Source organism: Kribbella sp. HUAS MG21 (genome assembly GCF_040254265.1).
Taxonomy (GTDB): domain Bacteria; phylum Actinomycetota; class Actinomycetes; order Propionibacteriales; family Kribbellaceae; genus Kribbella.
In genome coordinates this window covers 3,170,097-3,194,138 of the sequence record NZ_CP158165.1, presented here as the reverse complement: position 1 = coordinate 3,194,138, position 24,042 = coordinate 3,170,097, and the positions used below count along the sequence as shown (strand labels likewise).

Below are 24,042 nucleotides of genomic sequence, written 5' to 3'. Positions count from 1 at the left end.
GGCCCGAGATGCCAACCACTCTGCACGAGCTCGACGACCTGATTCCGGTCGTCGACGAGATCGACGTGAAGACGGCACGCGGTGACGTCACGCTGCGCGAGTTCACCGCCGGGGCATTGGGCCACAGTCCGTTGTGGATCAAGGGATTGTTCGCGGTACGCATGGCTGTGGCCGCCGTACTGCGGCTGGAAACCACCGGCGTACCGGACTCGCGTCGGCTGCGGCCCGAGACCGTGAGCTTCACGCCCGGCGAGCAGAACTCGTTCTTCACCGTCATGCGCGGCGAGGAGGATCGCTACCTGCTGCTGAAGGTCTCCGACAACCACCTGGTCGCCTACCTCGCGATCATCACCGACAACGAGCGTCCGGCGACGTTCAAGGTGGTGACGCTCGTGGAGTATCTGCGGCCCGCCGGGCGGTTCTACTACAACCTGATCCGGCCGTTCCACCACGTCGTGCTGCTCAGTATGTGCCGAGCCGGCGAGACGTGGCGCGACAAGCGGTGAGGGTGGCCGCGGCGCCGACCACGACAAGCGCCGCCCCGAAGATCAGCCCGAGCAGCCGCCACGGAATCGCCAACGCAGCAAGGCCGTAAGGCCCCGCCGCGATACCGGCGAGCGCGGCCGCAGCAACCAGCGATCCCAGCAGTACGCCGACCACGACAACGGTCCCGGACTCCACCAGCGCGACCGCGACGACCTGCGCGCGGGTCAGCCCGGCCAGTCGCGAGAGCGTGAACTCCTGCCGCCGGTCGGCCGTGGACATCACGACCGCGTTGACCACCGCGACGGCGGTGAAGATGCCGGCCAGGCCCATCAGCGCGGCGAAGAGTCCCGAGTTGCTGCGCTGCTGGGCCTCGCCGCGCGCCGCCGCCCATTCCTCGACCGTGCGCCCCTCCATCGTCGCGCCGGGCGCCAGCTTCACCAACGTCTCCGTCCGCCCACCGGCCGGCAGCAGGCTCCGCGGAATGAAGAAGTTCTCGCTGACATCGAGCGTTTCCGGCATGATTGCGACGACCTTGACCGCGACCTTCCTGTTGCCGAGCGCAACATCGAGGGTCGATCCGAGCCGGTATCCCTCCGCCGCCATCCCGGGCCCGATCGCGATCGTCCGCCCGGTCAGCCGGTCCAGCGAACCCTTCCGCGGCCGCAGCCGGTGCGTCGACTGGTACGCGGCCGGATCGATCCCGACCGCCTCGGAGTACACCGTTTTCCGAAAACGTGTGACGGCGATCGGCACGGCGGTCTGCACCGACGCCGCCGTGACACCGGGCCCCGGCCGGACGGCGTGATCGACGACGACGTCAGCCGTGATCAGCCGTTCCTGCTCGACGCCGACCGCCTTCGCCAGCGACCCGAATGTCCCCCACAGCCCGACGACCAGGCCGACGAGCACGATCAACGGGGCCGCGGTCGTGGCGCTGCGCCGTACCGCGTGCAGCACGCCCGCGCGGGCGAGATCGGCGATCAAGTTGCCACGGACGACGACTGCGGGGATCCGTCCGGCCAGCGGTACGACGACCGGGCTCAACTGGCTCAGCGCCACGGACCCGCTGATCATCACGACGAGCCCGATCATCAACCCTGCCACGAGATCGCGCGCGGCCTGTGCCGCGATCACCAGCACCACCGTGCAGAGCGCCGCCGACAGTCCCCAGAACCAGCGCCATCCCGTCATCACGCGCCGCGCCGCCTGCCCCTCGACGACCGCCTCGAGCGCGCTGATCCGCGACGCCCGCCAGGCCGCGGCGAGCACCCCGGCCAACGCCGTACTCACCCCGATGATCATCGCCGCCCAGACGGCGCCCTGGTCCCACGGCGCCCTGAACCACTCCGGCAACATCCCCAACTCGACGAGCAACCACGACTGCGCCCAGGTCGCCAGCACCCCGAGCGGCAGCCCCGCCACACTGCCGGCCACTCCGAGCAGACCCGCCTCGACGAGCACCATCACACACAGGTAGCCGCGCTGCGCCCCCACCAGCCGCAGCAACCCGAACTCCCGCCGCCGCTGCACGGTGATGAACCCGAACGTCGTACTGACAATGAAAACGCTCAGGAAAACGGCGAGCATCACCGACATTCCGAGCAGTGTCGCGGCACCGACGTACCCCTCCCGCACCTTGGCCCGCTCGAACGCCGACAGACCGGCCGGGAGCACCGGCCGGTCGGTCGCGGCGATCAACTGCAACCCGGACTGCACCAGCCCGACTCCGAGCGCGACCGCCACCACCGCTCCGGCGAACAGCTGCCACCTCGTCCGCAACGCCCCGACCGACAACCTCAGCATGCGTCCACTCAACAACCGGCAACCGCGAACCGCCCGGGCGCGGACGATCCAGCCCGGTAGCTTCTGCGCTACCCCGCGCGCAGCAGGAGGCTCACGGAGCTGTGCATCGCCAGACCGCCCAGCGCGGACAGTGCGCGGAACGTCAGGGTCAGATCGACGACGTCCGCCGTCCCGAACCGGATCCGGAAACCGGCCGTCTGACGATGCTCGCCGGTCAGTTCGAACGCCGGCAGGTCGAGCTCGACGCCGCGGACCGGCTCGGCCTCCACGACCAGCGGACCGGTCACGAAGCCGTCGTTCACCACGGCGACCTCGAGGGTGTGCCAGGTCCCCGGCGTCAGCTCGCCGATCGGCGCCGTCGTGCGGGCGACGTTCACCCGCGCCTCCGGGTTCACGGTCACAGCGATCGGTGCGTCGGTCTCGACCGGACCGCAACAGCCGACGGCAGGTGAGCAATGAGCCATCAGTCCGCCTCGCATTCGTCCCGCAGCGCGCGGTACGTCACCCGCGCGGCGTCGTACGCCTCGCGCGCGGCCGTCCGCTCGTCCTCCCGGATGAATCCCGACTTCGCGTCCCACAACGCGTCGACGGAGTCGTACAGCCACTGCGCGCTGCGTCGGGACGCCCGGATCGGCCGCCCGCCGACCTCCACGAACACCGGCTGCGTGTGCACGCTGCGGAGGATCCGCACCGCGATCCAGGACGACCGTTCCAGCGGAACGTCGACGGCGATTTCCTGCTCGGTGCCGTCGGCAACAATTTCCTGGGACGCCACCGGTACGCCGTTCACGACGACCTCGAGCAGCACGTGCCGCGTCGAGCCGATCCGGGCCCGCTCGAGATGCCAGCCGACCGGCGCACTGTAGACAGGACGCCCGGGCGGCGGAGGCGGCGGTTCCGCGGGCAGCCACGCCGCGACGGTCGCGCTCACCCGCGCCGTTCCGGGGGCGGTCCGCACCTGTTCCCGGCCGGTGTCCCCGTCGACAGCCAGGTCGAACACGTGGCTCCGGCCGTCACCGAAGTACGACGAACTGTCGCGCAGGCCGGCTGTCCATGCCTCGAGCGCTTGTGGACCCGCCGGCGGCTCCGGCAGTCGCACGTAGGTCCGCCCGAGGCCCGGACCGTCGTCGTAGATGCACGGATAGTCGGTCTCTCCGAGCATCAGCGTGCGGTAGCCGACGTTGAGCAGGTGGTACCAGATGTTCAGCTCGGCGGCGGGCGCGAACTGGCTGCCGCACTGGAAGTCGGCGGCACCGAGCGGTACGTCGACGACGATCTCGTTGGACCCGATGCCCTGGAACGACGGGACGATGTAGTTCGGCAGTTCTTCGGTGCCGACGCCCAGCCCGACCCCACAGTGCGCGTAGCCGACCAGTGCGCCCTGCTCCTTGGCCCAGCGCAGCACCGGCAGATTCCAGGACGGCCAGTCCTCGATGATTTTCGTTCCGGGATAGTCCTGCTCGGTGAGGCCGAGCAGGATCAGGTGGCCGGAATGACTGGACGGGAAACCGGAAACCTCGACGTCGTAGCGCAACACGCTCTCGGCGTCGCGATCGGTGGGTCGCGGGGTCCACGTCATGCCCTGCGCGGCCTGCATCGCCGGATACTCCAGGTCGGCCGGCGGGCTGATCGACCGGCCGGTGAAGAACTGTTTCTGGTGGTAGTAGCACGGCGCCCAGGTGAGGACACTGCCGAGCGACAGGCCCTCGCCGCGGACGTGCCGGATCATCGTTTCCGGCGTCACGCCTTCGCTCGGGACGTTGTAGTGCGAGCAGCCGCCGGCGTGGATGTGCGGGTCGCCCGAGTAGTACCCGTGGCTCGCCGGATCGGTCCACCGGTCGAGGACGATCGGAATTTCCGACGTCTCCGCGTCGATGTCGGCGTCCACCAGCACCGGCCGGTACTCGGGCCCGCGAACCGCGGACACCTGGTACCGGCCCGCGGGCAGCCGGATCATCTCACCGGTCGCCCGGTAGACGTGTTCGTGGAAGAACATGTCCGGCGCCAGCCGCATCGCCTTCGACGGGTAGCTGCGTCCCTGCGCGTCCCGGACCGTGATCGCGGCCATGCAGCTCCGCCCGTCCGGCTCCCGGACGTCGATCCGGATCTCCCGGGCCGGCGCGCAGTCGAAGTCGAACGCGGCGGCGTACTGGCCCAGCTCGAAGTTCGTCCGCTGGTAGGCGAGCCCCTGCGGCGTCCGGCTCAGGCTGTCGTGGTTGTGCTCGTCCGCGGCGAACAACATCAACCCGCCCGCCCGGACGCCGCCGTCGCGGCTGTAGAGGCTGATGACCTGGTACTCGACCTCGAGGCCCGACAGCTCACCGGACCCGGCGAGCTTCGCGTCCAGCCAGGCGTTCTCGATCCGCGGTACGACGGTCAGCGTGTCGGGCATCGCGATCCGCGCCGAATGGCTGTGGAAGTCGATCAGGCCGTGCACCCCGCCGGCGCCGGTGCCCAGCTTGGCCTCGAGCCGGTGCGGGTTCGCCACCCGGACGAGGAAACTGCGCCAGCCGTGCTGAACCAGTCGCGGCGGCGCGGCACCCGGCGTGCTGACCGCCATCCCACGCTCGTCGATCGCCACGTCCACCAGGACGAACGGTCGCAGCAGAGCTTCGAGTTGAGTACGACGCTCCGCATCGCTCAACGAACTGCTTTCCAGCTTGGACAGTTGCGCGACCAGGTCCGCGGGCAGCGGATCGCCGACGTCCTGCAGTTTCCGCACGGCGCGCGCCGCGGATGCGAACAGGGGCTGTACTGCGGGCTCTGACACCGAGGACCTCCCTGGGGCGAGTTCCTTCGCGACCCTACTCGGCGGCGTCTACCTGAGCACCTCTAATAGCGCGGCGACGTCAGCCTGGTCCGGGTCGCGTGCACCGATCAATGCCTGCATCAGCAGACCGTCCAGCGCAGCAACCAGTAGCCTCGCCTTCTGCGGATCCGCGGTGAAGGCTCTGGCGATCTCCGTCAACGGCTCCAGCCACGCACCGGCCGTCTCCCGGAGGTCAGGCCGCCTCGCCGCGTACAGGTACAGCTCGTAGAGGGCCAGCGTCCGGCCACGCCGCCGTACGACGCTGTGCTCGATCAGGCGCGCCAACTCGTCGGCCGGCCGCGCGCCCAGCTCGCTGCCGCGGCCGTGCAGCTCGGCGGCGAGATCCTCCGCGGCCGACTGCAGCGCCGCGACGAGGAGATCGTCCAGTGTCGGAAAGTGATAGGTGATCGACGCGACCGACACGTCGGCCGCCGCGGCCACTGCGCGATGGCTGACACCTGCGACTCCGTCGCGTTCGATCACGGCCAGCGTTGCCGCGAGCAGCTCGCCGCGGCGCTGCTCACCGCGTAGCCGGCGCCCGTCGACACCCCGTCTGACCTGCACGAACAGCAAACTATCAGGACGTTCGTACGGATTGATTTTGGTCCCGGAAAACGCGGGATCAACCGTTTTCCGCGACTTAGGCTCGGATTTCGTGGCCTCATCGAAACCAGCAGACCTGAGTACTGCGATGCGCCGGGCGCTCAAGCGCGCGGACGACGGAAAGACCCTCGACCCGGCCGAGGCGGAGGTGCTGCTCGGCGCGAGCGGCGACGCGCTGACCGCCCTGATGGCGACAGCGGCCAGGGTCCGCGACCAGGGCCTGGCGGACGCCGGCCGGCCGGGCGTGGTGACGTACTCCAAGAAGGTCTTCATCCCGCTGACGCGACTGTGCCGGGACCGCTGTCACTACTGCACGTTCGCCACCACGCCCGGTCGCGTGCATGCGCCGTACCTGTCGCCGGACGAGGTGCTGGAGATCGCGCGGCAGGGTGCCGCGTTGGGCTGCAAGGAAGCGCTGTTCACGTTGGGCGACGCGCCCGAGGAACGCTGGGACGCGGCACGGAAGTGGCTGGAGGAGGCCGGGTACGACAGCACGCTCGACTACGTGCGCGCGATGGCGATCCGGGTCCTCGAGGAGACCGGGCTGCTGCCGCACCTCAACCCGGGCGTCATGTCGTGGCAGGACCTGCAGCGCCTGAAGCCGGTCGCGCCCAGCATGGGCATGATGCTGGAGACCACCTCGCGGCGGCTGTTCGAGGAGAAGGGGCAGCCGCACTTCGGGTCGCCGGACAAGGACCCGGCGGTCCGGCTGCGGGTGCTCGAGGACGCCGGGCGCTCGAACGTCCCGTTCACCACCGGGCTGCTGATCGGGATCGGGGAAACGCTGTCGGAACGTTCCGACTCGATCTTCGCGCTGCGGCGGATCGCGCGGCAGTACAACGGGATCCAAGAAGTGATCATCCAGGGTTTCCGGGTGAAGCCGGACACGGCGATGCGCAACGACGCCGACGTTCCGCTGGACGAGTGGCTGGCCGCGATCGCGGTGACGCGGATTGTGCTCGGGCCGCGGGTCCGGGTCCAGGCGCCGCCGAACCTGGTCGACCTTGCCGAGTGCCGGGCACTGCTGGACGCGGGTGTCGACGACTTCGGCGGGGTCTCGCCGCTGACGCCGGACCACGTGAACCCCGAGCGCCCGTGGCCGCAGATCGACGATCTCGCGAAGGTGACCGCCGACGCGGGCTTCGAGTTGCGCGAGCGGCTCACTGCGCACCCGGAGTACCTCCGCGAACCCTGGCTGGACCCGCGCCTGATCTCGCACGTCGAGGCACTCGTCGACCCCGCGACCGGCCTGGCCGACGAGAGCGCCATGCCGGCCGGTCTCCCCTGGCAGGAGCCGGACGGCGGCTGGGACAGTGTCGGCCGCACCGACCTCCACACCGCCATCGACACCGAAGGCCGCCGTACCGAAACTCGCTCGGACTTCGACGCGGCGTACGGCGACTGGAACGTCCTCCGCGAAGACGTCGCAGCCCGCCGCGCCGCCGAAGCGACCGCGGGCGGCGCTTCCGCCGGCGGCGCACCGGCCGGGACCGGCTCGCCTGAGCGCATTTCTGCCGAGGTGAAGGCGGCCCTGGTGGCCGCCGAGCGGGATCCGGCCGGGTTGTCCGACGCGCAGGCGCTCACCTTGATGACGGTGACCGGGCCGGCGCTGGACGAGCTGGCGCGGATCGCCGACGACTTGCGCAAGGCAACGGTCGGCGACGACGTGACCTACGTGGTGAACCGGAACATCAACTTCACCAACGTCTGCTACACCGGCTGCCGGTTCTGCGCGTTCGCCCAGCGCCGGACCGACGCCGACGCCTACTCGCTCTCGATGGACGAGGTCGGGCAGCGCGCCGAGGAAGCCTGGGTGATCGGCGCCACCGAGGTCTGCATGCAGGGCGGTATCCACCCGGACCTGCCCGGCACGGCGTACGCCGATCTGGTCCGCGCCGTCAAGGACCGCGTCCCGGACATGCACGTCCACGCGTACTCGCCGATGGAGATCGTGAACGGCTCGGTGCGCACAGGGCTGTCGATCGAGGAGTTCCTGATCTCGGTGAAGGAGGCCGGGCTGGACAGCATCCCCGGCACCGCCGCCGAGATCCTCGACGACGACGTCCGCTGGATCCTCACCAAGGGAAAGTTGCCCACGGCAAGCTGGATCGAGGTGATCAGTACCGCGCACCGCGTCGGGCTGCCGTCCAGCTCGACGATGATGTACGGCCATGTCGACGCACCGCACCACTGGGTCCAGCACCTGCGCACGATCGCCGCGGTCCAGGACGAGACCGGCGGCTTCACGGAGTTCGTGCTGCTGCCGTTCATCCACCAGAACTCGCCGATCTACCTCGCCGGCATCGCCCGTCCCGGTCCGACGTACGACGAGAACCGGGCGGTGCACGCGATGGCGCGCATCATGCTGCACGGCCGGATCGACAACATCCAGTGCTCGTGGGTGAAACTCGGCGTCGACGGCTGCGTCGCGGTCCTGAACGGCGGCGTCAACGACATCGGCGGCACGTTGATGGAGGAGACCATCAGCCGGATGGCCGGCTCCAAGCACGGCAGCCGCAAGTCCATCGCCGAACTGACCGCCATGGCCACCGCCGCCAACCGCCCCGCCCGCCAACGCACCACCACCTACGGCGAAGTCCCCACCCGCCCAGCGACCGAACTCGAACTAGCCTGATCGGTTCACCGGGTCGAGGTCGACAGCGCGCGTCCGGCGCTTCGACCCGACCCGGTGACCGAGCGCGACGAGCAGGAACCCGACGACGTAGATCCCGCCCGTGACCGCGAGGTACCCGAACGGCATCGCGTCCGGTTCCACCGGGAACGCCTGGTTGTGGTCGGCCTGGTCGGCACCGGCGGGTTCGGGTACCTGCTCAAGGACCGGGTGCTCCGGGTCGGCGACTTCCTGGACGCCCTGCGCCGGGTCGTAAACGGCGGGTCGGCGCTGGATCCGGCGATCGTGGCCGCGCTCGTGACACCGACGCGCGTCGCTGACCCGCTCGCCGCGCTGTCCGCGCGCGAACGCGAGGTGCTGGCCCTGGTCGCCAGGGCCGCTCGAACAGCGCGATCGCCGCGCGGCTCGTGCTCGCCGAACGCACGGTCGAGAGCCACATGCGGAGCATCTTCCAGAAGCTCCGCATCGACGAGGCGCCGGACACCCATCGCCGGGTCCTCGCGGTGCTCACCCATCTCCGGGCTTAGCCCGGAACGACCGTCTGGAACGGTTGAGTGTCGAACTGTTTGGGGGGTGGTGGTTGTTGCGGCAGGCAACCTCTGCACGGAAAGTGAGGGAATTTTTACTGAGCGTTGCTTACTTCAAAGGCAATGCAAATGTTTGAACCGGAGGATTCCCGGTACGCCGGGGTGCGTGACAACGTTCTCGATGTCGGCGACGGACGGGTCGCCGGCACTAGGTCCAGATGGTTCCCGATGTACTCCCGTCCGCGACCGGACTGTACCTCCCCTGCCGGCCGCGGAACGGTGCGCGGGATCCGTCCTCCTTCGGGCCGCTTGCCCTCTCGGGGCAACAGCAGGACGCCGGCCGTGTCGGTGGGGTGTTGGTCGCCAGTGAGGTGGCGACCAACACCCGGCACGGCCGGCGTTTCTTACTGATGGGACTGCCTCGCTGTACTGGTGCTGCTGGGGACCAGTACAGCGGGGCAGTTTGTCGTTGCTACAGGTCTCAGTAGGGGTAGGTGTCGTCGCGCCGGGTCGGGTCGAGGTCCCACAGCGAGAACTGCACGATCTTGTGCGACTCCTCGCCGCCGCCCGGCACCAGGCCGAACGACTCGTACTCCTTCGAGCCCAGCCCGTCCAGGTAGCAGAGCAGTTCGAACGCGGACTGCGCGTCCTCGATGTCGTCGACGACGTCCTCGTTCTGCGCTTCGTGCGCGCGACTCCGGACGTACCGCACGAAGGCGTCCGGGTCGGTCACGACGTAGTCGTACCGCGCCTGGTAGCTGAGGCGGACCCCGTTCTCCGGGACCAGCGGCTCCTCGAGGTCGTCCAGCGGTCCGCCCTCGACGATCTCCCGGTAGTCCGCCGGGTCGTCGAAGTCGTCGGGCCCCAGCGGCAGGTCGTCCAGCTCGTCGGGGTCGTAGGAGTCGATCCCGAGGAAGATGTCACCCCAGCCCCGCTCGTGCACGGCGTCCGCGAGCGCCCGGGCCTGGACCCGGACGTTCTCGATCGCGCCGGTGGCCCGCAGGTCGTGCAGGTCCAGAGCGTCTGCCTGCTCCAGCAACACCCTCGCGAGTTCACGGGCGGCCTCGGCAGCCGACGCGGGTTCGATCGGCTCACTCATGCTGCGACGGTACAACCATCGGCACCTCCACTGCGGAGCCCGGTACTCCGAAAGCGTCGACGAGGTCCACCGCCGCCGGCCGGACGACCGCGCAGAGCTCGTTGACCAGCGCGGCGATCGCCTTCGACCGGCCCGGCGAGAGCCGCCCGTGCTCGAGGTACCACGCGCGCTCCGCCTCGATCGTCGCCAGCGCGTGCAGGTCGTACAGGTCCCGCAGCCCCTCCCGGATCTCGGCCGGCGCGTTCCGCACCGCGGACTGGAACGCCTCGAGCACCACCCGGTCGACATGCGCCCGCCCGGCGGCGATCACGTGGTCCTGGCACCGGTTGAACACGTCGAACGGATCGTCCCCGGCGTCGATCCCGGCCTTCAGCCGCCGCGCCACCCCGGACAGCATGTGCTCCTCGCGAAAGCGCAGCAGCCCGGAGTGGTAGTCGTCGTCCCGCAACCCCGCGTCCGGGTCCGCGGCATCACCCCGATTCGGTACGGCGTCCCGCAGCCGCTCGATCAACGGCCGCAGCGCCGCCTTCTCGACCGCGATCTCGACGGCCTGCGCCGCGACGAACCGCGCCGTACCGAGCGGGTCGAGCTTGCCGAAGGACTCGCGGTAGTCCGTCAGCAGTCCCTTCGCCACCAGCTGCAGCAGGACCGTGTTGTCACCCTCGAACGTGGTGAACACGTCGGTGTCGGCCTTCAGCGTCGCCAGCCGGTTCTCCGCGAGATAGCCGGCGCCGCCGCACGCCTCCCGGCACATCTGGATCGTCTCGGTCGCATGCCAGGTCCCGAGCGCCTTCGTCCCGGCCGCCTGCGCCTCCAGGGCACGCCGGTCGTGCTCGTCGCGGTCGTCGCTGAACACCCGCGTGAACTCGTCGACCAGCTCTGCCTGGGCGAAGTGCAGCGCATACGTCCGCGCGAGCAGCGGCAGCAACCTGCGCTGGTGCATGCGGTAGTCGAGCAGCAGCGCCTCCTCGGCACTGCCCGGTGCGCCGAACTGCCGGCGCTGAGCGGCGTACCGGATCGCGATCGTGAGGGCGACCTTGCTCGCGTTGATCGCCGCGCCGCCGACCGACACCCGGCCCTGCACCAAGGTGCCGAGCATGGTGAAGAACCGCCGGTCCGGGTTCTCGATCGGGCTACTGTAGTTGCCCTCGGCATCGACCGAGGCGTAGCGGTCGAGCAGCGCGTCGCGCGGCACCCGGACCTGGTCGAAGACGATCCGTCCGTTGTCGACCCCGTTCAGCCCGAGCTTGGGACCGCAGTCCGACAGCGTCACGCCGGGCAGCGCCGCGCCGTCCGCGCCCCGGATCGGCACCAGCAGGCAGTGCACCCCGTGCGTCTCGCCACCGACGACGAGCTGCGCGAACACGGCCGCCATCCGCCCGTGCCGCGCCGCGTTGCCGATGTAGTCCTTCCGCGCGGCCGGCGTCGGCGTGTGGACGACGAACTCGTCGGTGTCCGCGTCGTACGTCGCCGTCGTGCCGAGGGCCTGGACGTTCGAACCGTGACCGGTCTCGGTCATCGCGAAGCAGCCCAGCAACTGCCCGCTGACGGCGTCCGCCAGATACCGCTCGTGGTGCTTCTCGGTGCCGAGGTGCAGGATCGCCCCGGCGAACAGCCCGAACTGCACGCCCGCCTTCACCATCAGCGAGAGATCGCCGAAGGCCAGCGTCTCGAAGGCCGCGATGAACCCGCCCAGGTCCGCGTCCCCGCCGTACTCCTTCGGGTAGCCGCGCGCGGGCAGCCCGTCCGCGGCCGACTGCAGCAGCAGGTCGAGGATCGCGTCCCGATACTCGTCCCGCGGCAGTCGCACCGCCAGGTCCCCCAGGTCGGCGTGCGCGGCCAGGCCTGCCCGCACGACGTCCCGCGCCGCCTTGTGCGGCCCGTCCAAGTAGTCCCGCATCGACGATGTGCTCATGTCCTCTAACTTACGAGGAATCGCCGCTACTTTCCGTCACCACGTCGCGACTGTGGAAAAGCTGGCATCAATCCGTGTCTGCGGCACTATGCTGGCCATTGTGCCGAATTTGCGGGTGAGCGAGGCGGCCGCCCTTCTGGGAGTCAGCGACGACACGGTCCGGCGCTGGATCGACCAGGGCCGGCTGCCGTCCCAACAGGAGAGCGGCCGGATGGCCGTGGACGGACGCGCGCTCGCGGCGTTCGCCCAGGAGCTGGCCGACTCGCCGGAGCCCCGCCACACCGCTGCGGCCTCGGCGCGCAACCGGATGCGCGGGATCGTCACCCGGGTCGTCAAGGACGGCGTGATGGCGCAGGTCGAGCTGCAGGCCGGGCCGTTCCGGGTCGTGTCGCTGATGAGCCGCGAGGCCGCCGACGAGCTCGGCCTGGAGCCCGGCGTGATCGCGGTCGCGTCGATCAAGTCCACGCACGTCGTCGTCGAGATCCCGGAGGCCTGATGCTCCGCCGCGCGACGCTCACCGTCCTGGCCCTCGTAGCGCTGGCAGGGTGCGGCGCCGAGACCCCGGCGTCGAGTGGTTCCGGTACGCCGTCCGCGCCGTCAGGCGAGGTCAACGTCTTCGCCGCGGCCTCCCTGACCGGCACGTTCACCCAACTGGGGAAGGACTTCGAGGCGGCGCATCCCGGTGTGAAGGTGAACCTCAACTTCGACGGCAGCTCGGCGCTGGCGCAGCAGATCAACAAGGGTGCGCCGGCGGACGTGTTCGCGTCCGCGGCGCCGAAGAACATGGCCGACGTCCGCGACAAGGGCACGCCCACGACGTTCGTGAAGAACACCCTGGAGATCGCGGTACCGAAGGGCAATCCGGGCGGGATCACCGGCCTGAAGGACTTCGCCGACCAGGACAAGAAGATCGCGCTGTGCGCCGCCGAGGTGCCGTGCGGCGCGGCCGCCGCGAAGGTGTTCAAGGCAGCCGGCATCACACCCCAACCGGACACGCTCGAGAAGGACGTGAAGGCCGCGCTCACCAAGGTCGGCCTGGACGAGGTCGACGCGGCGCTGGTCTACAAGACCGACGTACGGTCGGCGCAGGACAAGCTCGAGGGCATCCAGTTCCCGGAGGCGAGCCAGGCGGTCAACGAGTACCCGATCGCCACGCTGACCAACGGCCCGAACCCGGACGGCGCCAAGGCGTTCGTCGACTACGTCCTGTCCGCCAAGGGCAAGGCCGTCCTGACCGCGGCCGGTTTCGACGCGCCGTGAGTCGTGGCAGGAGTACCCGCGGGCGGCTGCCCGTCGTACTGCTGCTGCCTGCTCTGCTCGGGCTGGCGTTCCTGCTGGTCCCGCTGGTCGGCCTACTCGCGGAGGCGCCGTGGTCGACGCTGCCGCGGCGGCTGTTCAGCGCTGAGGTCTGGCAGGCGCTGAGGCTCTCACTGGTGTGCGCTACCGCCGCTACGGTCTTGTGCGTACTCCTAGGTGTACCGCTGGCGTGGCTGCTCGCCAGAGGTGGTCTGCCTGGGCGGAGCGTGATCCGAGCGTTCGTGACAGTGCCACTAGTACTGCCACCAGTAGTTGGAGGTGTGGCGCTACTACTCGTGCTCGGGCGCCGTGGTCTGGTTGGCCAGCACCTCGACACCTGGTTCGGGTTCTCGTTGCCGTTCACCACTGCCGGCGTGATCGTGGCGGAAGCGTTCGTGGCGATGCCCTTCCTGGTCATCTCGGTCGAGGGCGCGCTCCGCGCAGCTGATCCGCGGTACGAGGAGGCGGCCGCGACACTCGGTGCAGGGCGGTGGATGACGTTCCGGCGGGTGACGCTGCCTTCGATCGCGCCAGGGCTCGTCGCCGGGATGGTGTTGTGCTGGGCACGTGCGTTGGGTGAGTTCGGCGCGACCATCACGTTCGCGGGCAACTTCCCGGGGCGTACGACGACCATGCCGCTGGCCGTCTACCTGGCGCTCGAGACGGATCCCGATGTGGCCGTAGTACTGAGTCTGGTGCTGCTGCTCGTGTCTGTCGTAGTACTGGCGTCTCTGCGTGAGCGCTGGATCAGCGGGCTCCAATGACGCTGTACGCCGACCTGCGGGTGAGCCGCGGCGCCTTCGACCTCGCACTGGACCTGACCGTCGAGCCAGGTGAGGTGGTCGCACTACTCGGCCCCAACGGCGCCGGCAAGACCACTGCGCTCCGCACGCTCGCAGGACTGCTCGCACTGGACAGTGGACGCATCGCACTGGACGACGCGGTCTGGGACGAGCCGCCGCGCACCTTCCGTACGCCGGACCGCCGGCCGATCGGGGTGGTGTTCCAGGACTACCTGCTCTTCAACCACCTCACCTGCCTGGAGAACGTGGCCTTCGGTCTCCGCGCCCGCGGCACCGACAAGCAGACCGCCCGGCTGGAAGCTGCACGCTGGCTGGAGACCGTCGGGTTGTCGGACTACACCCGGGCGAAGCCGCGCGCCCTGTCCGGCGGCCAGGCCCAACGCGTCGCTCTGGCGAGGGCCCTCGCCACCGACCCCGAAGTACTACTACTGGACGAGCCGCTCGCCGCACTCGACGCCAGCACCACCCTCCACGTCCGCGCCGAGCTGGGCCAGCACCTCTCCCGCTTCGAGGGCCGCACCGTACTGGTCACGCACGACCCGCTGGACGCGATGGTCCTCGCCGACCGCCTGGTGATCATCGAGAACGGCCAGATCGTCCAGCAAGGCAAGCCGACCGACGTGGCGCACCGCCCCCGCACGGACTACGTCGCCCAACTGGTGGGCCTCAACCTGTACCGAGGCACTGCCGACGGCACCACCGTCGCCCTGGCCGACGGCGGCACCATCACCCTCGCGGAGCCCACTACCGGACCGGTCCACGTCGCCTTCCCACCGACAGCGGTCAGCCTCTATCTGGAGCCACCAGCCGGCAGCCCCCGCAACACCTGGTCGGCTGTCGTCACCGGCATCGAGCAGCACGCCCACACGGTCCGCGTCCGCCTCGACGCCTCCCCCGCCGGCCCCTCCGACCTGCTCGCCGACATCACTCCGGCCGCGGTGGCCGACCTCCACCTCACCCCCGGCCAGCCCCTGCACCCCACCCTCAAGGCCACCGAGGTCCACACCTATCCGGTCTAGGCCTACGACGCACAGCGAGTGAAGTTACGGCCCGTGACACGGTTGTCGCGGATTGACATGTTGTCACGGCCCGATTCACGCTCAGAACGCGCAGTACGGTAACGAAGAGTGTTTAGTTACTCACTCGTAGTGGGTGTGTTCTTCACGTGCGAGTGATGACATCACGCACTACGCCGACCCTGTTCGGGCCGCCCAAGATGTGCCGGGGCACCACGAAAGGGGGTCGGACAGTCATGCACGAGAGTTACGAGTTCTACTGCTTAGCGGATCGGCAGTTCTACGAGACGCCGGCCAGGCGTGGTGCTCAGCATCCGGATTTCGCGATCACGGACCGCGCGGTCCCGGACGGCTGGCGGCACGTGCCGGGCGAGCAGTGGATGCACTACGCGCCCGACGGGCTCCAGCTGCCGACGCAGGGCTGGAAGATCCACGTGTCGGCGCGGCTGCAAGACGTCGAGCGGACGCTCGAGGCGGTGTGGGAGTACTGCGTCCCGCGCGGCATCGCGTTCAAGTTCCTGCGCAACGAGGCCGTCCTGGTGATGGTGAACTCGAAGGCCGCTCCCCGCGGGTCGAGCGGCAAGCTGGTGACGATCTACCCGGCCGACGACGCGCAGCTCGAGGTGATTCTGAAGGACCTCGACGAAGCCCTCCGCGGCGTCGAAGGCCCTTACATCCTGAGCGATCTGCGCTACGCGGACGGTCCGCTGTTCGTGCGGTACGGCGCCTTCGTCAGCCGGCACTGCCTGTCGCCGACCGGCGAACGCGTGCTGGCGATCGAGGACGCGGACGGCAACCTCGTCCCGGACCACCGCGGGCCGACGTTCGTCACGCCGCCCTGGGTGCAGCTCCCGGACTTCCTGCGGCCGCACCTGGACGCCCGCAACGCGGTCACCACCGACGAGCTCGCGTACACGATCGACGGCGTCATCCAGTTCTCCAACGGCGGCGGCGTGTACCTCGGCCACCACACCGAGACCGGCGACCGCGTGGTCCTCAAGGAAGGCCGCCCGTACGCCGGACTCGACATGGCGGGGCGCGACGCGGTGGCCCGGATCGCCCACGAGCGCGACATCCTGGCGCAGCTCGACGGCCTCGACGCAGTGCCGAGGACCTATGACTACCTGCAGCTGGGTGAGCACCACTTCCTCGTGCAGGAGCACATCGACTCCGTGTCGCTCCAGCGCGAGCTGGTACGGCGCTATCCGCTGACGCACCCGGACGCGACGGCGGCCGACAAGGCGGCGTACGCCGAGTGGGCCGCCGGCATGATCGCCAAGGTCGGTGCGGCGGTCGGCCAGCTGCACGAGCGCGGCGTGGTGTTCTGCGACCTGCATCCGGACAACCTGCTCCTCGACGTGAACGGCAAGCTCACGCTGATCGACTTCGAGGTCGCGACCAGGGCCGAGGACCAGGCGCGCTCGACGCTCGCCCATCCCGGGTATGCCGCTCCGCAGGACCGGCAGGGTGTCGACGTCGACCGGTACGCACTTGCCTGCATCGCGCTCGGCATGTACGCGCCGCAGGCGACGATCCTGCTGAACCTCCATCCCGGCAAGGCGTTCCAGCTCGCCGACATGATCGCCGAGACGTTCCCCGTGCCGCGCAACCAGCTGGACGACGCCGTCCGCACGATCGTCGGCGCGGACGAGCGCAACGACCTGGCCGACGTCGCGTTGCCCGGCAAGGCCGAGTGGACCGACGTACGGGCCGCGCTCACGAAGGCGATCGTGGCGAGTGCGACCCCGGAACGCTCCGACAGGTTGTTCCCGGGCGACATCGCGCAGTTCCGCGACGGCGGCGGGATCGACCTGGCGACCGGCGCGGCCGGTGTGCTCTACGCGCTCGCGAAGACCGGCGCCGGACGCTTCCCGCAGTACGACGACTGGCTGCGCAAGCAGGCTCTGACGACCGCCGCGGGCCCTGGCCTGTACGACGGGCTGCACGGCGTCGCCCACGTGCTCGACGAGCTCGGTCATCACCAGGACGCACTCGACCTGGTCGAGCGGACGCTTGCCGACGACTGGAGCTCCCGTGAGCTCGGGCTGCACTCGGGCCTGGCCGGCATCGGTCTGGGACTCCTGCACTTCGACACCGAGCCCACGCTCCGGGCGCAGGCCGTCCGCGTCCTGGACCTGGTCGCGGACCGGATCCAGACCGACGTACCGGAGATCAGCGGCGGGCAGTACCCGCGGGCCGGCCTGATGTTCGGGTCGTCCGGGCCGGCGCTGCTGTTCCTCAACGCGTTCGAGGTGCTGGGCGACACCGGGCTGCTGGACCTCGCGGAGATCGCGATCCAGCAGGACCTGAAGCGGACCGTTCTCACCGAGGACGGCATGCGTCAGGTCAACCAAGGCTGGCGGACGCTGCCGTACCTGGAGGAAGGCTCCGCCGGCATCGCGCTCGTCCTCGAGCGCTACCTGCGGCACCGGCCCTCCGACGAGCTGACCAAAACGCTGGCCCAGCTCAAGCGAGTGACGCACTGCGACTACTACGTCCAGCCGGGGCTGTTCATGGGCCGCGCCGGTCTTCTCCTCACGGCCGCTTCCCTCGACGACCAGGTCGACGACCTGGTCCGCGGCCTCGGCTGGCACGCGATGCCGTTCGCGGGCGGCCTCGCGTACCCCGGCAACCAGTTGCTCCGTCTCTCGATGGACCTGGCGACCGGATCGGCCGGCGTCCTGCTGGCCCTGGGAACGGCGCTGCACCATGCGGAACCGGCGCCGGTGTCCCTCCCGTTCCTCGGACCTCCCCAGTGGTCCGAGTACCCATCCCGACGAACTGCACCGAAGGAGGTGTAAAACATGGCACTTCTCGACCTTCAGGGTCTGGAGACCCCGGGTTACGGCCACGGCGGCCACCACCACGGCGGCTCCACGCTGACCGTGCTGGGCTGCGCGTCGCAGACCCCGAGCAACCTGAGCCTGCTGCTCTGCCACTGATTCGGCAAACCTGCAAATGCCAGGTAGTGAGGCCCTGGGTGGGCGGCATTCCCACCCAGGGCCGACCTGTCTCCAGGCCCCTGGTAGCCCCGGGCCCGCGGGCTCGTTGTGTTGGTGGGGCACAAGGAGAGTGAGGTGATCTACTCCGTGCAGTCTTATCCATGCGCCGAGCGTCTGACGCTCGTGGAGCAGGTGCACGGTCGTACCGTCGCGGATCCGTACCGCTGGCTCGAGGACCCGTCGGCCGCCGAAGGCTGGCTGCGGGACCAGGACGAGCTCTGGCTGACGTACGCCGGTTCGCTGACGACACGGTTCCGCTGGAAGAACGCCGTACGGCGCTTGTCGGCCGTCGGCAGCGTCTCGACACCGGTCTGGCGTGGCGGGCGCTGTTTCACGCTGCGCCGCGAGCCGACGCAGCAGCACGCTGTTCTGTACGTCGACGAGACACCGCTGCTCGACCCGCTACAGCTCGACCCGTCCGGCCTGACCACGCTCGACGCGTGGCAGCCATCTCCGGACGGCAGCAGGCTCGCCTACCAGCTGTCGCGCGGCGGCACCGAGCAGTCGACGCTCTCGGTGCTGGACGTCGCCAGCGGAGAGGTGGTCGACGGTCCGCTCGACGGCTGCCGCTACTCGCCCGTGGCCTGGCTGCCGGACAACAGCACGTTCTATTACGTCCGCTTCCGGCAGGTACGCCGGCACCGCCTAGGCGACTCCGACGACACCACGGTCCTCGCGGACGAGGCGTCGTACGGGCTGGAGATCAGCGCGGACGGCCGCTGGCTGACGATCTGTACGGCGAGCGACCTCTGGTTCGCGGACCTCACGGTCGACGCGCCACCGACGTACATCCCGGTGGACGCCACGACACTCATGTCGGTTGGTCCGGACGGCCGGCTGTACGTCGTCACCACGCAGGCCTCGCCCACCGGCCGGATCTGCGTCGGCGATCCGGCTGCGCCGACGGTCTGGCACGACTACATCCAGCCGCGGCAGCCGCTGACCGGTCTCGCGATCCTCGACGAGGTGGTGCTGGTCGCCACCGCCACGGAGATCGCCGTGCATGACCGGAAGAGCGGCCGCCGGCTGAGCTCACTGGAGCTGCCCGGGCACGGGTCAGTCGGGTCCCTCACAGCGCACGGCAACCGCGCCTGGTTCAGCTACACGGACAGTGTCACGCCGCCCACCGTCTACTGCTACGACGCAGACACAGGTCGTACGACGCATCAGCAGGCGGAGGCCACGCCCGTAGAGACGTACCTGCTGACCACCGGCTCCGGTGTCGAGCTGCGCGTCATCGGCAAGCCGGGACCGCGTCCCACGATCCTCTACGGATACGGCGGCTTCGGGCAGTCGCTCACACCGACCTACTCCGCCTTCGCGCTGGCCTGGGTGGAGGCCGGCGGCTCGTTCGTGACGGCCACGCTCAGCGGGGACGGGCCTGCACACCGCGCCGGCACCGGGCACAACAAGCAGCGGGTCTTCGACGACTTCATCGCCGCGGCCGAGCACCTGATCGCGGACGGCTGGACCACCGCGGACCAGCTCGCGATCTGCGGTGAGTCCAACGGCGGGCTGCTCACGGCGGCCGCACTGACGCAGCGGCCGGAGCTGTTCGCGGCAGCTGTCTGCTCGGCGCCGCTGACGGACATGATCCGCTACGAGCTGTCCGGTCTCGGCGAGCGGTGGACGGCGGAGTACGGGTCGGTGCGAGACGCCGCCGACTTCGAGCACCTGCTGTCCTACTCGCCGTACCACCGCGTCAGCGAGGGCGTGAAGTACCCGGCCGTGCTGCTGACGGCCTTCGGGAACGACACGCGCGTGGACCCGCTGCACGCGCGGAAGCTGTGTGCGGCGTTGCAGCACGCGACGGCGAGCAGCCGGCCGGTCCTGCTGAGGTTCGAACCGGACGCCGGCCACACGACCGGCGGCATCAACCTGGCCGCCGACCTCCTCGCCTTCCTCGCGGACCAAACAGGTCTCGACGGGGAGCCGCGCCCATGACGATCACCTTCGGCGAAGTGGCCAAGCACGGCCGTGGGTGGCTGCCCTTGATCGGGATCAACGCGCTGATCGGCAGCGGCGTCACGCTCGCACTCCCGACGGTCCTCGGGCGATCCGTCGACTCGATCGTGGCCGGCACCGGCTACACCCGCTGGCTCGTGGTCGCCGCCTCGCTGATCGGGCTCGGGATCGCGGCCAGCATCATCGACGCGTTCGCCGGTGCCGCGTGCGTCGCCGAAACCACCGCGTGGCTCCGGCACCGCCTGGTCAAGCACGTGGTCCGGGGCGGCCCGGAAGGCACGCGCGACTTCGAGACCGGCGACCTGGTGACCCGTGTCTCGGCCAACGCGACCGACGCCGCGCAAGTCGGTCCGGCCGCGGTGACCGCGATCGCCGCGATCGCTCCCCCGCTCGGCAGTCTCGTCCTGCTCGCAGTCATCGACCGCTGGCTGGCCGCGGCCTTCTTCGGCGGTGTGCTGCTCGTCGTGCTCGTCCTCTGGACCTTCGCGAAACGGACCGCCGACGTCAGCTTGTCCTACCAGGAGACGCAGGGCCGCATCGCCGCGCTGCTCTCCGAATCACTCACCGGCATCCGCACGATCACCGCCGCCGGTACGACGGAACGCGAGGAGCGCCGGGTCCTCGGCCTGCTGCCCGAACTGCACCGGCACGGCGTCGTCACCTGGCGGATCCTCGCCCGCTCCGGCGCCCAGGCCGCAGTCGTCGGCCCGCTCGTCCTGGTGGCCGTGCTGGCCGTCGGCGGGCTGCAACTCGTCAACGGCAACGTCACGGCCGGCGAGCTGTTCGCCGCGTCGCAGTACGCCGTACTCGGCGCCGGGCTCGGCAACCTGACCGGCGTCATCGGCGAGCTGGCCCGCGCCAAGGCCGGCGTCGGTCGCGCCGCCGAGGTGATCGCGATCGAGTCCGTCGCCCACGGCACCCTGCCGCTCCCGACCGGCGCCGGGCAGCTCACGTTCGACGGTGTCAGCGTGGTCGCCGACGGCAATGTCCTGCTGGACAACGTGAATCTCGACCTCCCCGGCGGCATCACGGTGGCGGTGGTCGGCCCGAGCGGTGCCGGCAAATCCGTGCTCGCCGCGGTCGCGGCCCGGCTGCGGGACCCGTCGACAGGTCAGGTCTCGCTGGACGGCGTACCGCTGCAGGCTGTCAGCCGGCGGGCGCTGCGCAGTGCCGTCGGGTGCGCGTTCGAGCGGCCGCAACTGATCGGCCGGACCATCGGCGAGGCGATCGACCCGCAGGCGGTGAGCCCGGTCAGCACGCTCGCCGCCGCGCGCGCCACGCACGCCCACGACTTCGTCAGCCGACTGCCCGACGGGTACTTCACATCGTTGCGCAAGGCACCGATGTCCGGCGGCGAACGTCAACGCCTGGGCCTGGCCCGCGCCTGGCCGGCCCGCCGCCTGCTGGTCCTCGACGACGCCACGTCGAGCCTCGACACCGCGACCGAGCGCCAGATCAGCCGGACGCTGACCGAGGACCGCCGGCATCGCACCCGCCTGATCGTCACCCACCGCCCGGCCACCGCGGCCCGCGCCGATCTCGTCATCTGGCTCGACCACGGCCAGGTCCGCGCCATCGCCCCGCACGCCGACCTCTGGCGCAACACGTCGTACCGAGCTGTCTTCGCATGAAACGAGAGTTGTCGTACGGCGCTGCCGCGGTGCGGAAGCGGGCCACGGTCAGGTTGGTCGGGTGGTCGGTTCCGGAGATTCTGCCGACGGCGGTGTACGGAATCGCGGTGGCGCGGGCGACGGACAGCTTTCTTGCTGGGCATGCGGGGCAGGGGATTGCGTGGCTGGGTGGGCTGGTGGCGGCGGCGTGCCTCGGCGCGGCGGGCGCGCGGCAGGTGTACGGGCGGTTGGGCGACCTGGTCGAGCCGCTGCGGGACGACCTGGTACGGCGGGTTGTCGGCGGCGCGCTCCGCACCGGTGACGACGGCGCCGTCGCGCGGCTGAACCGGCAGGTCGAGATCGTCCGGGACACGTTCGCGGGACTGGTCCTGGTGCTGCGGAGCTTCGCCGTCACGTTGTTCGGCGTACTGGCCGGGTTGTTGTCGCTGGCCCCGCTGGTCGCGGCATTCGTCGTACCGCCGTTCCTGCTCGGGTTCGGGTTGTCGCTCGCGGTGCTCGGGATGGCGGCGGACCGGGTGCGCGCGTCGCTCGCGGCGGACGAGGAGCTCGCGGCGTCGGCGGGCATGGTGTTCGGCGGGGTCCGGGACATCACCGCGTCCGGGACCGAGGAGTACGCCGAATGGCTGGCCGGCCGGCCGATCGAGGCGCACGCGGCGGCGGAGCGGGCGCTGGCGAAGGTGGCGGCGCTGCGGACGTTGTGCTTCGCGGTCGGTGGGTGGCTGCCGTTGCTGATCCTGCTCGCGACAGGACCGTGGCTGGTGGGGCGTGGTGTCAGCACCGGGACCCTGCTCGGCAGTCTCACCTACGTGCTGATCGGGCTGCAGCCGGCGTTGAACACCGTGATGAACGCGCTCGGCGACAGCGGTCTGCGGTACGTGATCACGCTCGGCCGGATCCTCGACACGTCACCGCCGGAGGAACCGGCGCGGCCGGTCGACGAGCTCAACGGCTATCAAGTCCGCCTGCGCGGGCTGACGTTCGCTTACGGCCCGAAGGCCGAGCCGGTGCTCGACAAGCTCGAGCTGACGATTCCCGAAGGTGAGCACCTCGCCGTGGTCGGGCCGAGCGGGATCGGGAAGTCGACGCTGGCCGGCCTGGTCTGCGGGATGCTCACGCCGACCAGCGGGCGGCTGCTGCTCGGCGGTGTCCCGCCGACCGAGGTGACGACCGAACGGCTCGCACGGACGCGCGTGCTGATTCCGCAGGAGGCGTACGTGTTCAGCGGCACGGTCCGCGACAACCTCAGCTATTTGTTGCCTGACGCAACCGATGCGCAGCTCGGGCACGCCGTACAGGCGATCGGGGCCGCGCGACTGATCGAGCGGATCGGCGGGATGCGCGCCGAGGTCAAGCCCGGTGAGCTGTCCGCGGGCGAGAAGCAGCTGCTCGCGCTGGTGCGCGCGTACCTGTCGCCGGCGCCGCTCGTCGTACTCGACGAGGCGACCTGTTTCCTCGATCCCGAGGCGGAACGGCAGGCCGAGGAAGCGTTCGCGCAGCGTCCCGGAACGTTGATCGTGATCGCCCACCGGATCAGCTCCGCGCTCCGCGCGCGCCGCATCCTGGTCCTGGACGGCAACAAGGCCGCGCTCGGCAGCCACGCCGCTCTGATGCGGACGTCCCGGATGTACCGCGACCTGCACGGCAGCTGGGCGCCTTCTCAGATCCAGCCGGCCTCGTGAGCCTTCCGGATCGCTTCGATGCGGCTGCGTGAGCCGGTCTTCGCGAGGATCCGGGACAGGTAGTTGCGGACCGTCCCGGCGCTCAGGCTGAGCGTGCGGGCGACCTCCTGCGCGGTGGCGCCGGTCATGACGTGCCGCAGTACCTCGCACTCACGGTCGGTCAGCGGGTTGTCACCTGCCTTCAGGGCAGCCACTGCCAGCCGTACGTCGACCACGGGCAGCCCCTTCGCCACATCGCGGACCGCTTGCACGAGCTGGTCGGTAGTGGCATCGGTCGCGATCAGGCCGATCCGCGGCGCCTGCTTCACCAGCGCGAGGCTGGTGGCGGCGATCGCCTCGTGGTCGATCAGCACCAGCACGCCGCGGCCGGCGAGCTTGCGGCACAGCTCCTCGGTCCGGATCCGGCCGGGCAGCTGCGGGTCGAGCAGGAACACGTCAGGACGCCGCCCGGCGACCTGGAGGACGTCCTCCGAGCGGTCCACCTCCGCCACCACGTCCAGGTCGTTCTCCGCTGCCAGCACCGCGGCCAGTGCACCACGCACCAGTGTGCCGCGATGGCCGAGAGCCACTCGGATCACCGCTGCTGCCCCCATCGCATCGTCGCCTCACCACACCCCCGGCTGCCGATCGAGCGGCCGGGTGGCGGTACCCGTGTCTCGATCAACGAGCGAACCCGCCGGACGACACGCGGGAGCCGGTTCGAACGGTGGTAAACCGATCGGTTCCGGCCTGTCGGCGGACGGCGTGACGGACCCGGAAACCGTTCTGTTGTTGGG

General features: G+C 70.1%; 19 protein-coding genes. 11 read left to right on the top strand and 8 right to left on the bottom strand.

The genetic code is table 11. The features are described from left to right. Nucleotides 1–8: 8 nt before the first annotated feature. Nucleotides 9–506: a DUF2867 domain-containing protein gene (locus tag ABN611_RS15620; protein WP_350280594.1), complete on the top strand. Its 498-nt coding sequence runs from the start codon at nucleotides 9–11 to the stop codon at nucleotides 504–506. Here ABN611_RS15620 and ABN611_RS15615 read toward each other — a convergent pair. From ABN611_RS15615 to ABN611_RS15600, 4 genes are all read right to left on the bottom strand, one after another. Further along, nucleotides 463–2,289 (bottom strand): ABC transporter permease, encoded by a 1,827-nt coding sequence (locus ABN611_RS15615; RefSeq protein ID WP_350280593.1) that lies wholly within the window; start codon nucleotides 2,287–2,289, stop codon nucleotides 463–465. The genes ABN611_RS15620 and ABN611_RS15615 overlap by 44 nt on opposite strands. 68 nt (nucleotides 2,290–2,357) lie before the next feature. Then, entirely contained in the window at nucleotides 2,358–2,690 is a 333-nt protein-coding gene (locus ABN611_RS15610) for a hypothetical protein (RefSeq protein WP_350280592.1), read from the bottom strand. 62 nt (nucleotides 2,691–2,752) lie between these two features. Beyond that, complete coding sequence (locus tag ABN611_RS15605; protein ID WP_350280591.1) at nucleotides 2,753–5,059, bottom strand: CehA/McbA family metallohydrolase; 2,307 nt, start codon at nucleotides 5,057–5,059, stop codon at nucleotides 2,753–2,755. Nucleotides 5,060–5,107: 48 nt separating this feature from the next. Beyond that, nucleotides 5,108–5,662, bottom strand: a complete 555-nt coding sequence (locus tag ABN611_RS15600; protein WP_350280590.1) for a TetR family transcriptional regulator — start codon at nucleotides 5,660–5,662, stop codon at nucleotides 5,108–5,110. 127 nt (nucleotides 5,663–5,789) lie between these two features. Here ABN611_RS15600 and ABN611_RS15595 point away from each other — a divergent pair, with 127 nt between their 5' ends. Continuing rightward, complete coding sequence (locus tag ABN611_RS15595) at nucleotides 5,790–8,336, top strand: bifunctional FO biosynthesis protein CofGH (protein WP_350281645.1); 2,547 nt, start codon at nucleotides 5,790–5,792, stop codon at nucleotides 8,334–8,336. Here the strand turns inward: ABN611_RS15595 and ABN611_RS15590 are convergent. The 3 genes from ABN611_RS15590 to ABN611_RS15580 form a co-directional block, all read right to left on the bottom strand. Next, nucleotides 8,328–8,477: a hypothetical protein gene (locus ABN611_RS15590; RefSeq protein ID WP_350280589.1), complete on the bottom strand. Its 150-nt coding sequence runs from the start codon at nucleotides 8,475–8,477 to the stop codon at nucleotides 8,328–8,330. The genes ABN611_RS15595 and ABN611_RS15590 overlap by 9 nt on opposite strands. Before the next feature lie 864 nt (nucleotides 8,478–9,341). Then, nucleotides 9,342–9,959 carry a hypothetical protein gene (locus ABN611_RS15585; RefSeq protein WP_350280588.1) on the bottom strand — a complete coding sequence of 206 codons (618 nt, stop codon included), beginning with the start codon at nucleotides 9,957–9,959 and terminating at the stop codon, nucleotides 9,342–9,344. After that, on the bottom strand, nucleotides 9,952–11,874 hold the full coding sequence (locus tag ABN611_RS15580) for an acyl-CoA dehydrogenase (RefSeq protein ID WP_350280587.1): 1,923 nt from the start codon (nucleotides 11,872–11,874) through the stop codon (nucleotides 9,952–9,954). Before ABN611_RS15580 ends, ABN611_RS15585 begins: the two co-directional genes overlap by 8 nt. Nucleotides 11,875–11,974: 100 nt before the next feature. Here ABN611_RS15580 and ABN611_RS15575 point away from each other — a divergent pair, with 100 nt between their 5' ends. The 9 genes from ABN611_RS15575 (at nucleotide 11,975) to ABN611_RS15535 (ending at nucleotide 23,266) form a co-directional block, all read left to right on the top strand. Further along, nucleotides 11,975–12,370 carry a TOBE domain-containing protein gene (locus tag ABN611_RS15575; RefSeq protein ID WP_350280586.1) on the top strand — a complete coding sequence of 132 codons (396 nt, stop codon included), beginning with the start codon at nucleotides 11,975–11,977 and terminating at the stop codon, nucleotides 12,368–12,370. Next, nucleotides 12,370–13,134, top strand: coding sequence for a molybdate ABC transporter substrate-binding protein (gene modA, locus ABN611_RS15570; RefSeq protein ID WP_350280585.1), 765 nt, complete (start codon nucleotides 12,370–12,372; stop codon nucleotides 13,132–13,134). Before ABN611_RS15575 ends, modA begins: the two co-directional genes overlap by 1 nt. After that, on the top strand, nucleotides 13,131–13,934 hold the full coding sequence (gene modB / locus ABN611_RS15565; RefSeq protein ID WP_350280584.1) for a molybdate ABC transporter permease subunit: 804 nt from the start codon (nucleotides 13,131–13,133) through the stop codon (nucleotides 13,932–13,934). The genes modA and modB overlap by 4 nt, the downstream gene beginning before the upstream one ends. Continuing rightward, nucleotides 13,931–14,992, top strand: a complete 1,062-nt coding sequence (locus tag ABN611_RS15560; RefSeq protein ID WP_350280583.1) for an ABC transporter ATP-binding protein — start codon at nucleotides 13,931–13,933, stop codon at nucleotides 14,990–14,992. Before modB ends, ABN611_RS15560 begins: the two co-directional genes overlap by 4 nt. 233 nt (nucleotides 14,993–15,225) lie before the next feature. After that, a complete protein-coding gene (gene lanKC, locus ABN611_RS15555) occupies nucleotides 15,226–17,790 on the top strand; it encodes a class III lanthionine synthetase LanKC (RefSeq protein ID WP_350280582.1) in 2,565 nt (854 codons plus the stop codon). A gap of 3 nt (nucleotides 17,791–17,793) precedes the next feature. Beyond that, nucleotides 17,794–17,931, top strand: a complete 138-nt coding sequence (locus tag ABN611_RS15550) for a SapB/AmfS family lanthipeptide (protein WP_130387812.1) — start codon at nucleotides 17,794–17,796, stop codon at nucleotides 17,929–17,931. Nucleotides 17,932–18,066: 135 nt separating this feature from the next. Beyond that, nucleotides 18,067–19,935 carry a prolyl oligopeptidase family serine peptidase gene (locus ABN611_RS15545; RefSeq protein WP_350280581.1) on the top strand — a complete coding sequence of 623 codons (1,869 nt, stop codon included), beginning with the start codon at nucleotides 18,067–18,069 and terminating at the stop codon, nucleotides 19,933–19,935. Then, nucleotides 19,932–21,587, top strand: coding sequence for an ABC transporter ATP-binding protein (locus ABN611_RS15540; RefSeq protein WP_350280580.1), 1,656 nt, complete (start codon nucleotides 19,932–19,934; stop codon nucleotides 21,585–21,587). The genes ABN611_RS15545 and ABN611_RS15540 overlap by 4 nt, the downstream gene beginning before the upstream one ends. Beyond that, the gene (locus ABN611_RS15535) at nucleotides 21,584–23,266 is read left to right on the top strand and encodes an ABC transporter ATP-binding protein (protein ID WP_350280579.1); all 1,683 of its coding nucleotides are present in this window, start codon (nucleotides 21,584–21,586) and stop codon (nucleotides 23,264–23,266) included. The genes ABN611_RS15540 and ABN611_RS15535 overlap by 4 nt, the downstream gene beginning before the upstream one ends. Here ABN611_RS15535 and ABN611_RS15530 read toward each other — a convergent pair. Beyond that, nucleotides 23,245–23,844: a response regulator transcription factor gene (locus ABN611_RS15530; protein ID WP_350280578.1), complete on the bottom strand. Its 600-nt coding sequence runs from the start codon at nucleotides 23,842–23,844 to the stop codon at nucleotides 23,245–23,247. The two genes, ABN611_RS15535 and ABN611_RS15530, sit on opposite strands and share 22 nt — an antisense overlap. Nucleotides 23,845–24,042: the final 198 nt, after the last annotated feature.

What these genes read in the sequence shown, in the direction of transcription:
- ABN611_RS15620 (WP_350280594.1), top strand. Translation starts at nt 9, where the DNA reads ATGCCAACCACTCTGCACGAGCTCGACGACCTGATTCCGGTCGTCGAC.
- ABN611_RS15615 (WP_350280593.1), bottom strand. Translation starts at nt 2,289, where the DNA reads ATGCTGAGGTTGTCGGTCGGGGCGTTGCGGACGAGGTGGCAGCTGTTC.
- ABN611_RS15595 (WP_350281645.1), top strand. Translation starts at nt 5,790, where the DNA reads ATGCGCCGGGCGCTCAAGCGCGCGGACGACGGAAAGACCCTCGACCCG.
- ABN611_RS15585 (WP_350280588.1), bottom strand. Translation starts at nt 9,959, where the DNA reads ATGAGTGAGCCGATCGAACCCGCGTCGGCTGCCGAGGCCGCCCGTGAA.
- ABN611_RS15580 (WP_350280587.1), bottom strand. Translation starts at nt 11,874, where the DNA reads ATGAGCACATCGTCGATGCGGGACTACTTGGACGGGCCGCACAAGGCG.
- modA (WP_350280585.1), top strand. Translation starts at nt 12,370, where the DNA reads ATGCTCCGCCGCGCGACGCTCACCGTCCTGGCCCTCGTAGCGCTGGCA.
- ABN611_RS15560 (WP_350280583.1), top strand. Translation starts at nt 13,931, where the DNA reads ATGACGCTGTACGCCGACCTGCGGGTGAGCCGCGGCGCCTTCGACCTC.
- lanKC (WP_350280582.1), top strand. Translation starts at nt 15,226, where the DNA reads ATGCACGAGAGTTACGAGTTCTACTGCTTAGCGGATCGGCAGTTCTAC.
- ABN611_RS15550 (WP_130387812.1), top strand. Translation starts at nt 17,794, where the DNA reads ATGGCACTTCTCGACCTTCAGGGTCTGGAGACCCCGGGTTACGGCCAC.
- ABN611_RS15540 (WP_350280580.1), top strand. Translation starts at nt 19,932, where the DNA reads ATGACGATCACCTTCGGCGAAGTGGCCAAGCACGGCCGTGGGTGGCTG.
- ABN611_RS15535 (WP_350280579.1), top strand. Translation starts at nt 21,584, where the DNA reads ATGAAACGAGAGTTGTCGTACGGCGCTGCCGCGGTGCGGAAGCGGGCC.